General features: G+C 68.1%; 10 protein-coding genes. 9 read left to right on the top strand and 1 reads right to left on the bottom strand.

Annotated features, from left to right (window positions below; genetic code table 11):
• Positions 1–652 (bottom strand): UDP-N-acetylmuramate--alanine ligase (locus F3J14_RS30830; protein ID WP_166726147.1); only part of this gene is annotated, 652 nt, incomplete at its 3' end.
• Positions 653–733: 81 nt separating this feature from the next.
• Between F3J14_RS30830 and mpl the strand changes: the two genes are divergently transcribed.
• The 9 genes from mpl to F3J14_RS30785 form a co-directional block, all read left to right on the top strand.
• Positions 734–2,272 (top strand): UDP-N-acetylmuramate:L-alanyl-gamma-D-glutamyl-meso-diaminopimelate ligase, encoded by a 1,539-nt coding sequence (gene mpl, locus F3J14_RS30825; protein ID WP_348772025.1) that lies wholly within the window; start codon positions 734–736, stop codon positions 2,270–2,272.
• Complete coding sequence (locus F3J14_RS30820; protein WP_166726145.1) at positions 2,269–2,838, top strand: YqiA/YcfP family alpha/beta fold hydrolase; 570 nt, start codon at positions 2,269–2,271, stop codon at positions 2,836–2,838. The genes mpl and F3J14_RS30820 overlap by 4 nt, the downstream gene beginning before the upstream one ends.
• Before the next feature lie 81 nt (positions 2,839–2,919).
• Positions 2,920–5,010, top strand: coding sequence for an RNB domain-containing ribonuclease (locus F3J14_RS30815; RefSeq protein WP_166726144.1), 2,091 nt, complete (start codon positions 2,920–2,922; stop codon positions 5,008–5,010).
• Positions 5,007–5,873 (top strand): shikimate dehydrogenase, encoded by an 867-nt coding sequence (gene aroE, locus F3J14_RS30810; protein ID WP_166726143.1) that lies wholly within the window; start codon positions 5,007–5,009, stop codon positions 5,871–5,873. Before F3J14_RS30815 ends, aroE begins: the two co-directional genes overlap by 4 nt.
• A 14-nt stretch (positions 5,874–5,887) precedes the next feature.
• A complete protein-coding gene (mtgA, locus tag F3J14_RS30805; protein ID WP_166726142.1) occupies positions 5,888–6,625 on the top strand; it encodes a monofunctional biosynthetic peptidoglycan transglycosylase in 738 nt (245 codons plus the stop codon).
• Between the two features lie 426 nt (positions 6,626–7,051).
• Positions 7,052–8,662: a peptidase S10 gene (locus F3J14_RS30800; RefSeq protein WP_166726141.1), complete on the top strand. Its 1,611-nt coding sequence runs from the start codon at positions 7,052–7,054 to the stop codon at positions 8,660–8,662.
• An 84-nt stretch (positions 8,663–8,746) separates the two neighbouring features.
• A complete protein-coding gene (locus F3J14_RS30795) occupies positions 8,747–9,151 on the top strand; it encodes an EF-hand domain-containing protein (protein WP_166726140.1) in 405 nt (134 codons plus the stop codon).
• A gap of 332 nt (positions 9,152–9,483) precedes the next feature.
• Positions 9,484–10,383 carry an IclR family transcriptional regulator gene (locus tag F3J14_RS30790; RefSeq protein ID WP_098549804.1) on the top strand — a complete coding sequence of 300 codons (900 nt, stop codon included), beginning with the start codon at positions 9,484–9,486 and terminating at the stop codon, positions 10,381–10,383.
• On the top strand, positions 10,380–10,617 hold a 238-nt coding region (locus tag F3J14_RS30785), incomplete at its 3' end, for a 2-dehydro-3-deoxygalactonokinase (RefSeq protein ID WP_166726139.1). The genes F3J14_RS30790 and F3J14_RS30785, both read left to right, overlap by 4 nt.

Here is a 10,617-nt window from a genome sequence, read left to right as displayed (position 1 = left end):
CGTCCAATCCTTCCGGTTCGGAAGTAGCGTTGCTGCCCTCGAACAGCGCGCGCACTGCGGCGGCGTCCGCGCGCGCGACCCGGCCGCGCGCGTCGGCCTTGCCCGCGCCGCGCAGGTCGTCGCTCGCGTAGAGCGCGACGTGAATGCCGATCGCGTCCACGTCGCGCCGCGGGCGCCACAGGAAGCTGAGCGTCTCGACGTCGGCGCGGCCGGCGAAATGTCGCGTCTCGGACACGTCGTACTGAACGTTCTGGTTCAGCAGGTAGATCGCGACGTCCTTCGGGTTGTCGGTGAATATCTGCAAATGGATGTCCGAATGTTCGTTCGCGGTACCGTGCAGCACCGCGCCCGTCACATACGGATTGAACTCGGCGAGCCGGCGCATCCAGTCGAGCGCGATCTCGCGCAGGCGGCGCAGTTCGTCCGGCTGCGTGTCGCTCTGGAACAGCGCGAGATACTCGCGCAGTTCTTCCTCGATCAGGTCGTTATCGGGCAGCCATTCGCCGGCAACGCGCGTATCGCCGAACAGCTGGCGCGCGGCCTTGCGCTTCGCGCTGGCGTAATCGAGGCCGTCCTCCGCGATCAGGCGGGCGGCGGACTGGGCGATTTCCTCGCGGGCGCGCCGCGGGTCGACAAGGGGTTTGCGAGACATGATCCGGCAATCATACTCGATCGCCGCCACGCCCGAACGCGGTGCCGGTGCGTGCCGCCGGCCGCGCGGGCAGCATCCGCGATCCGTCGTTCGGGCCGCCGGGCACGGCGGGGCGTCAGTTACAATGGCGGTCTTTGTGTCGCGGCGAAAGTCGTTGGCCGGGCGGCCTGTCCGGCGTGCCGCAGACCTTCCTTTCCGAATCGACGGCGCCCGGCGGCGCGAAAGCATTCATCTATGCACATCCACATTCTTGGCATCTGCGGCACCTTCATGGGCGGTCTTGCCGTGCTCGCGCGCGAGGCGGGCCACACGGTGACGGGTTGCGACGCGGGCGTCTATCCGCCGATGAGCACGCAGCTCGAGGCGCAGGGCATCACGCTGATCGAGGGCTACGGCGCCGAGCAGATTGACCTGAAGCCCGACCTGTTCGTGATCGGCAACGTCGTCACGCGCGGCAACCCGCTGATGGAGGCGATCCTCGACCGCGGCCTGGCTTACGTGTCCGGCCCGCAATGGCTCGGCGAGCACGTGCTGGCGGGCAAGTGGGTGCTGGCGGTCGCGGGCACGCACGGCAAGACGACCACGTCGTCGATGCTCGCGTGGCTGCTGGAAGACGCCGGCCTGAACCCGGGCTTCCTGATCGGCGGCGTGCCGCTGAACTTCGGCGTGTCGGCGCGGCTGACCGATTCGAGTTTCTTCGTGATCGAGGCCGACGAATACGATACGGCGTTCTTCGACAAGCGCTCGAAGTTCGTCCACTACCGGCCGCGCACCGCGGTGCTCAACAATCTCGAATTCGATCACGCCGACATCTTCCCGGATCTCGCCGCGATCGAAACGCAATTCCATCATCTCGTGCGTACCGTTCCGGGTGTCGGCCGGATCGTGACCAACGGCCGTTCCGACGCGCTGGAGCGCGTGCTCGCGCGCGGCTGCTGGAGCGAGGTCGAGCGCTTTGGCGTCGACGGCGGCTGGCAGGCGCTGCCGGCCGAGGACGGCGTGCCGGTCGACGAACGGTTCGCGGTATATCGCCACGCCGAGCGCGTCGGTGCAGTCGCGTGGCAGGTGCAGGGCGACCACAACCGGATGAACGCGCTCGCGGCGATCGCCGCCGCGCGCCACGTCGGCGTGCCGCCCGCCCAGGCCGCCGAATCCCTCGCATCGTTCCGCAACGTGAAGCGGCGTATGGAAGTGCGCGGCAGCATCGACGGTGTGACCGTGTACGACGACTTCGCGCACCATCCGACCGCGATCGAAACCACGATCGCCGGCCTTCGTGCGCGCATCGGCCGTCAAAATTCCCGCATTCTCGCGGTGCTCGAGCCGCGCTCGAACACGATGAAGCTCGGCGTGATGAAGGCGCAACTGCCGGCAAGCCTCGCGGACGCCGATCTGGTGTTCGGCTATGGCGCGCCTGCCGGGCGCGACGTGCTCGGCTGGAACCTGGCCGACGCGCTCGCGCCGCTCGGCGACAAGGCACGTGCGTTCGACGATCTCCATCTGCTGGTGAAGTCGGTCGTCGAGGCCGCGCGTCCGGGCGACCACGTGCTGGTGATGAGCAACGGCGGCTTCGGCGGCGTGCACCAGAAGCTGCTCGACGCGCTCGGGAGCCGCGCGTGATCCTGTACCTGCACGGGTTCCGGTCGTCGCCGGAGTCGCAGAAGTCGCGGCTGCTCGCCGCGCGCATGGCCGAACTCGGGCGCACGCACGAGTGGCGCTGCCCGTCGCTGTCGGTGTCGCCGCTCGATGCGATCGCCGTGGCGGAAGCCGAGGTGGCTGGTGCGCGCGACGTGACGGTGATCGGCAGCTCGCTCGGCGGCTACTACGCGACCTGGCTGGCGGAAAAGCACGGCTGGAAGGCGGTGCTGCTGAATCCGGCGATCGTGCCGCAACGCGATCTCGAACAGTATCTGGGCGAACAGCCGTTGTGGCACGGCGGCGGCTCGATCGTCGTCGAACGCCGTCACTTGCAGGAGCTCGATGCGCTGCGCGTGCCGGCGATTTCGCGGCCCGAGCGCTACTATCTGTTCGCGGCGACGGGCGACGAAGTGCTGGACTACCGCCAGATGCTCGCCCATTACCCGGGCGCGAAAACGCGCGTGATCGAAGGCAGCGATCACGGAATCAGCGAATTTGCCGACTATGTCGACGACGTTCTCGCTTTTTGCGACGACACGACGTCATAAGCCCGGCGTCATGCCGATCGAATTCCCATCATCATGCGGCGCCGCCGATGCGGCGCCCGGCAGTCTGAACGAGAGTACTGAGTGAACGTTTTCTTCGAGGAATCGGGCAGTTTCAAGGCGGGCAGCGTGCTGTCGCGCCAGGGCGACGCGTTTCAAGTCGAGTTGCCCGGCGGGCGGCGGGCGAAGGTGCGCGCAAAAGACGTGCTGATCGAATTCGAGAAGCCGGCCGCGAGCGAACTGATGCAGGAAGCCGACACGGCCGCGCAGCAGATCGACCTGGATTTCCTGTGGGAATGCGCGCCGGCGGAGGAATTCACCTACACGGCGCTGGCCGCGGAATACTTCGGCGCGACCTACGGCGCGGTCGAGCGCGCGGCGCTGGTGCTGCGGCTGCACGGCTCGCCCGTCTACTTCCGCCGCAAGGGGCGCGGCCAGTACCAGCGCGCGCCGGAAGACCAGCTCAAGATGGCGCTCGCGTCGCTCGAGCGCAAGCGCCAGCAGGCGCTCGTCCAGGTCCAGTATGAAGAGGAACTGAAGGCCGGCAAGCTGCCGGAGGCGTTCGCGGGCAAGGTGCTCGGGCTGCTGACGCGGCCGGACAAGAACGCGATCGAATACAAGGCGCTCGAGGCGGCGGCCGGTGCGCGCGGCGTGTCGCCGGCGCGGCTGATGCTCGACTGCGGCGGCGTCGCGTCGGCGCGTGCGCTGCACGAGGCGCGCTTCCTCGCGGAATTCTTCCCGCACGGCACGGGCTTTCCGCCCGTCACGGTCGGCCCGCTGCCGGACGACCTGCCGCGCGCGAACGTCGAGGCGTTTTCGATCGACGACGTCACGACGACCGAAATCGACGACGCGTTCTCGGTCGAGCACCTGGCCGACGGTCGCGTGCGGATCGGCGTGCACATCGCGGCGCCGGCGCTCGGCATCGTGCGCGGCGACGCGGTCGATGCGATCGCGCGTGCGCGCCTGTCGACCGTCTACATGCCGGGCGACAAGATCACGATGCTGCCGGACGACGTCGTCGACGTGTTCACGCTGAAGGAGGGCGATTACCGCCCGGCGCTGTCGCTGTACATCATCGTCAACCGCGAGACGCAGGACATCGTGGCGAACGAAACGCGCGCCGAACTCGTGTTCGTGAAGAGCAACCTGCGCCACAACACGCTCGACGAGCTCGTCAACGAAGAGACGCTCGCGGCCGGCACCGGCGACTACCCGCACAAGGACGACATCGCCGTGCTGTGGCCGCTTGCGCAGGCGCTGTTCGAGAAACGCCAGGTCGCGCGCGCGGGCTATGGCCTGAAGCGCGAGGTGCAGCGCAATACCGACTACAACTTCTACGTCGAAGGCGAGCACGTGACGATCACGCCGCGTCGCCGCGGGTCGCCGCTCGACCTGATCGTGTCGGAGCTCGCGATCCTCGCGAACTCGACGTGGGGTGCGTTCCTGCACGATCACACGGTGCCGGGCATCTACCGCTCGCAGCGCGGCTTCGGCGCGCCGGGCCCGAAGCGCACGCGGATGCAGACGTCGGCCGCGCCGCACGAAGGCCTCGGCGTCGCGCAGTACGCATGGAGCACGTCGCCGCTGCGCCGCTACGTCGACCTCGTGAACCAGTGGCAGCTGCTCGCGTGCGTGCAGCACGGCGTCACCGCGAAGCTCGCCGCGCCGTTCAAGCCGAAGGACGCCGACCTGTACGCGGTCGTGCAGGGCTTCGACGACACCTATACCGCGTACGCCGACTACCAGCGCCGGATGGAATACTTCTGGTGCCTGCGCTGGCTTGCGCAGGAGCAGAAGAAGCAGGTCGTCGCGAGCGTCGTGAAGGGCGATCTCGTGCGTCTGGAGGAAATCCCGCTGCTGCTGCACGTGCCGGGGCTCGGCGTGCATGCGCGCGGCACGCGCGTGCTGCTCGACGTGATGTCGCTCGACGAGCTGACGATCGAGGCATCGGTGCGGCTCCTGAACGTGCTCGACGCGCCGACCGTGACGAGCGGCGAGGCGGCCGAGGACGAAGACGAAACCGAAGGCGGCGACGACACGCTGGTCGATGCGGAAGACGCGTCGGCGCAAACCGAGGCCGAAGCGCTGGCCGAATCGGACGGCGCGGCGGCCGAAGGCGACGATGCCGCGACCGGCAACGGCCAGGCAAGCGAAGAGGGGCGCGCATCATGACCGCGATCGCGCCGACGAGCGGCGCCGACCGCTACGTGGTGTTCGGCAATCCGGTGGCGCACAGCAAGTCGCCGTTCATCCACGCGCAGTTCGCGGCGCAGACGGGCGAGGCGATCACTTACGAGCACCGGCTCGCGCCGGTCGACGGCTTCGAGGCCGCCGTGCGCGCGTTCGTCGCCGAAGGCGGGCGCGGCGCGAACGTCACCGTGCCGTTCAAGCTCGACGCGCATGCGCTCGCCGACACGCTGTCGCCGCGCGCGGCGGCGGCCGGCGCGGTGAACACGCTGCGTATCGACGCCGACGGCAGCATCCACGGCGACAACACCGACGGTGTCGGCCTCGTGCGCGACATCGAATTGAATCTCGGCGTGTCGCTCGCAGGCGCGCGCATCCTGCTGCTCGGCGCGGGCGGCGCCGCCCGCGGTGTCGTGCTGCCGATGCTCGAGCGCGCACCGCTATCGATCACGATCGTGAACCGCACCGCGAGCAAGGCCGAGACGCTCGTCGGCCAGTTCACGCAGGCTGCGCACGATGCGGGCTGCGTGCTGGCGGGCGGCGGCCCGGACACCGTACGTGCCGAACCGTACGACGTGATCGTCAACGCGACGGCCGGCAGTCTCGATGCGGCGCTGCCGGAGTGCGACGCTGCCGCGTTCGGCCCGGGCACGCTGGCCTACGACATGATGTACGGCGCGCAGCCGACCGTGTTCATGCAGCATGCGGCGTCGCTCGGCGCGCGCACGGCCGACGGTCTCGGCATGCTGGTCGAGCAGGCGGCCGAATCGTTCTTCATCTGGCGCGGCGTGCGGCCGGACGGCGCACCCGTGCTGGCCGCGCTGCGCCAGGCGCTCGCGGCGGCCTGAGCGGAGCGCGGCAGGTGGCGGCGGTAAGCGGCATGCGGCGCACGCGCGCGGTCAGTCCGACCCGCTGGATCGTCTACGCGGGTTCGGTGTTCGCGGGCGCGTGGCTCGCGACCCAGCTGTTCTATCTCGTGCAGATCGCGCTGTGGTCGTTCATCAATCCCGGTTCGACCGCGTTCATGCGTACCGACGCATGGTGGCTGTCGCGCGACAAGCCACCCGCGCAGGTCCAGCACCAGTGGGTGCCGTACGACCAGATCTCACGCAACCTGAAGCGCGCGCTGATCGCGTCGGAGGATTCGACCTTCGCGACCAACAACGGCTACGACGTCGACGCGATCCTGCAGGCCTGGGAGAAGAACAAGGCGCGCGGCCGGATCGTCGCGGGCGGCTCGACGATCACGCAGCAGCTCGCGCGCAACCTGTTCCTGTCGCGCGAGAAAAGCTACATCCGCAAGGGGCAGGAGCTGATCATCACGTGGATGCTCGAGACGGTGCTCGACAAGGAGCGGATCTTCGAGATCTACCTGAATTCGGTCGAATGGGGCCGCGGCGTATACGGCGCCGAGGCCGCCGCACGCTACTACTACCGAATTCCCGCGAACCGGCTCGGCGCGTGGCAATCGGCGCGCCTCGCGGTGATGCTGCCGAAGCCGCGCTGGTTCGACGCGCACCGCGGCTCGGCCTACCAGGCGCAGCGCGCGGCCGTCATTGCCCGCCGGATGGGCGCGGCCGAGCTTCCGCAATCGCAGTGACCGGCGCGCTCGCGCCGTTGCATTGTCCGTTCCGTCGCCGGCGCGCCATTGGTGCGCTGCAGCGCATGCGTGTCGCCCGCATTTCGGGCCGTATCCTTTAGACGAAATCGTCTATTTCGCTTTGCTGAGCAATGCCCGCGGCCGCGCGATTTTGTTTGCCGATATGGCACGAAATCCGCGCGGTTTCCGCATTCCAACGGTCACGCCCCAACCGCTGAAAGGCGGCTGAAAAACGATGGTGTGCGAATCGAAGCATTCCTGAAAGGTGTGCACCGCACCGACCCTCGCTCGAATATTTCCAAATTTTTCAAAGCCGACCCGCTCGCGTATATTGGCCAGCGCCTCGGCTTATCGGCCGCAATCGAGGCGGGGGGCGGCGTACCCGGCTGCTCGACACAAAAAACATTCGAGAGAAGGAAAGCAACGATGCCAGCGAGCAAAGCGAAGCTGTTGTTGGGGGTTGTGTTCTCTTCGCTGATTCTGACGGCCTGCAACGACGACGTGACGTCGTCCGCCGCGGCAGGTACCGACAATTCAGCCGATCCCGCCGCTCAGGTGGACAGGCCGTACAACGATCCCAACAGTTATTCGTCGAGCGCGACCGCGTCGCTCGACGCGTCCGCCGCGGTCGAGAAAGCCGCCGTCACCCATCACCAGATCACGCTGAACGGCCACACGATCCGCTACACGGCCACCGCCGGCCACCTCGTCGCGCGCAATCCGCAGACGGGCGCGCCCGAAGCATCGTTCTTCTACATCGCGTACACCGCCGACAACCAGCCCGCCGCGAAGCGGCCCGTCACGTTCCTGTACAACGGCGGCCCCGGTTCCGCATCGGTGTGGCTGCATCTCGGCTCGTTCGGTCCGAAACGGATCCAGACGGGCGACCCGAACGCGAACACCTCGACGTTCCCGTTCGTCGACAACGCGGAAAGCCTGCTCGATACGACCGACCTCGTGTTCGTCGATGCGATCGGGACCGGCTTCTCGGAAGCGATCGCGCCGAACACGAACCAGACGTTCTGGGGTGTCGACCAGGACGGCGGCGCGTTTCGCGATTTCGTGATGCGCTACATCGCCGTGAACCAGCGCAACGATTCGCCGAAATACCTGTTCGGCGAATCGTATGGCACGCCGCGCACCGACGTGCTCGCGAACCTGCTCGAAACGGCCGGCGTGAAGCTCGCCGGCATCGTGCTGCAGTCGTCGATCCTGAACTACAACGCGAACTGCGACATGGCGAGCGACTACATCGGCAACTCGAACAACGGGTCGAGCCCGGTGAGCTGCGCGGGCTTCGTGCCGTCCTACGGCACCGTCGGCGCGTATTACCAGCTCGACAATCCGAACCCGTCGAGCCTGCCGCAGTATGCGGACCAGATGCGCCTGCTGACGGCCGGCAGCTACGCGCCCGCCGTGAACGCGTATCTCGCGAGCCACACGCCGCCCCCGCCGACGCTCGTCACGACGATGGTGAATTCGACCGGCGTGAAGCAGTCGCTGTGGAATGCGGACTTCAACGTGGTCCCGACGTTCTTCGACAACAGCTTCCAGGTGGCGCTGATCCCGGGCACGTTGATCGGCCGCTACGACGCACGCGTGAACGTGCCGTCGTCGAGCCCGCTCGCGGCCGACGGCGACCCGTCGAGCACGTTTATCACGAAGCCGTTCACCGACACGATCGGCAGCTACCTGCCGAACGTGCTGAAGTACAGCGCGCAGTCCGCGTATTCGCTGAGCAGCAATGCGATCAACACGTGGGACTGGTCGCACGACGGCCTCGCGATGCCCGACACGATCCCCGATCTCGCCGCGGCGCTGACGCTGAATCCGTCGCTGAAGGTGTTGTCGCTGAACGGGTATCACGACATCGCGACGCCGTTCTACCAGACCGAGCTCGACCTCGCGCGGCTCGGATCGCAACCGAACCTGACGATCAAGGACTATCAGGGTGGACACATGGTCTATCTCGACGATACGTCGCGTCCGCAGGAGAAGGCCGACCTCGTGACCTTCTACAACGCGGCCGCGCATTGATGCGATGGGCGGGCCTGGCGACGCGCGCCCGTGGCGGCGCCGTTCGCCGGCCGTCGACGACCTCATTCCAGACTGGAGCCTGACATGAAGAAACGTTTCATCGTCGTTGCCGCGGCGCTTGCATGCGCCGGCGCTGCAACATCCGCATCCGTGTCCGCGTTCGCGCAGGCGAGCGACGCCGCCACCCCGGCGCGCGCGCGCCAGGCGCAACTCGGCGATCCGTACATGCCGCCGGCCGCGCGCAAGCCGACCGCCGGCACGCAGACGACGGGCGCCGCGCTGCACGCGCAGGTGGTGCGCAAGCTCGCGCGGCAGTTCGGCGCGGCCGATACGGAGAACACCGGTTCGATCACCGAAGCGCAGGCGCGCGCGGCCGGCCTCGGCTACGTCGCGAACCACTTCCGGCAGATCGACGCCAGCGGCAGCGGCCGCGTGTCGTTCTCCGACGTGCAGCGCTACATGCAGGCGCGCAGCACGACCCAGCAATAAGCGCGGCGCGCGTGGATAACGGGGGCGGAACCCGCGACGCGTCGGGTTCCGCCCCCGTGCACGTGGCACGGCCGTTTCGTAATTGCCGGCCTTTCTCAGTATCTGGACAACGCATTCAAATATTGGAGACGAGTGCGTGCGCTCCTACAATCCGAAGCACATCGACAGCTTCGGACCCACGCATCGCGCGGCGCCCGACGCACACGGAGACACATTCCATGAAGTTCGCCGGGCGCTTTCCTCGGTGCATCGACCGCCGCGTTGCCGCGACGCCCGACCTCGTTCCGGCCTCGCGACCGCGGCTTCACCGATTCCGCTGAACAGCCCGTTCCATGACCAAGATGCCCGATTCCCTTGCTCTCGACGCCCGGCGCGCGACGCCGGACGATGCGCCGCTGACCGACAGCATCGGCGCGACCAGCACGCCGCTCGATCTCGCCGCGCAGCAGGCCGGCACGCAGACGCTGTTGCGCGGTCTCGCGATCCTCGAAGCGATCGCGAACGGCGCGCGCGACATGCGCGCGATCGGCGCCGCGCTCGGCACGACGCGCAGCACGACGCACCGTCTCGTCAGCAGCCTCGTGCAGGCGCGCTACCTGCGGCAGGTGCAGGGCGGTTACCTGCTCGGCCCGAAGCTGATCGAGCTCGGCACGATTGCACTCGAGCAGATGCCGCTCACGGCGGTCGCGCGGCCGCACCTCGAGGCGCTCGCGGAAGCGACGCTGGACACGATTCACCTTGGCGTGCGCGACGGCGACGACGTGCTGTACATCGACAAGATTCCCGGCACGCGCGGCCTCGAGATGCGTTCGCGCGTCGGCCACCGGATGCCGCTCGCCTCCACCGGCATCGGCAAGGCGATGATGCTCGACCTCGATCCGGACCTGTGGCGCTCGCTGTTCGAAGCCGCGCGCCGCGCACTGGCCGGCGTCAATTTCAAGCCGGACAACCGGCCCGAGACGAGCGCGTTCCTGCAGCGCATGGCGCATTACGCGGCCGGCGGCTACACGTTCGACCTCGAGGAAAACGAGGCGTCGATCCGCTGCGTGGCCGCGCCGATCCGCGACGCGTCGGGCGCGATCGTCGCGGCCGTGTCGGTCGCGAGCACGATTCCATACATGCCGCACGACCGGATGGATGAACTGATTCCGCTTGTGCAGCGCGAAGCGCGAGCCATTTCCGCGGAACTGGGCTGGAGCCCGCCGCAGGGTACCCGCAGGATCAAACGATGACCCATTCGACCCGGACTGCTCCGGACGCCAACTCCGCCGCCCCGTCGCTGATTGCGCTCGACTGGGGCACGACGTCGCTGCGCGCGTATCTGTTCGATGCGCACGGGGCGCTGCTCGACACGCGCAGCCGCGCGGCGGGCGTGATGCACGTGCCGGCCGGCGGCGCGCGTGCCTTCGACGTCGTGTTCGAGGAAGCGTGCGGCGACTGGCTCGACCGCGCGCCGGGCGTGCCGA

Origin of the sequence: Burkholderia sp. Tr-862, assembly GCF_011753085.1 — a bacterium.
GTDB lineage: Bacteria > Pseudomonadota > Gammaproteobacteria > Burkholderiales > Burkholderiaceae > Burkholderia > Burkholderia ambifaria.
The sequence above is the reverse complement of the archived record's forward strand: the minus strand, read 5'-3'. Positions and strand labels throughout refer to the sequence as shown.

What these genes read in the sequence shown, in the direction of transcription:
- aroE (WP_166726143.1), top strand. Translation starts at nt 5,007, where the DNA reads ATGACCGCGATCGCGCCGACGAGCGGCGCCGACCGCTACGTGGTGTTC.
- F3J14_RS30800 (WP_166726141.1), top strand. Translation starts at nt 7,052, where the DNA reads ATGCCAGCGAGCAAAGCGAAGCTGTTGTTGGGGGTTGTGTTCTCTTCG.
- F3J14_RS30795 (WP_166726140.1), top strand. Translation starts at nt 8,747, where the DNA reads ATGAAGAAACGTTTCATCGTCGTTGCCGCGGCGCTTGCATGCGCCGGC.
- F3J14_RS30790 (WP_098549804.1), top strand. Translation starts at nt 9,484, where the DNA reads ATGACCAAGATGCCCGATTCCCTTGCTCTCGACGCCCGGCGCGCGACG.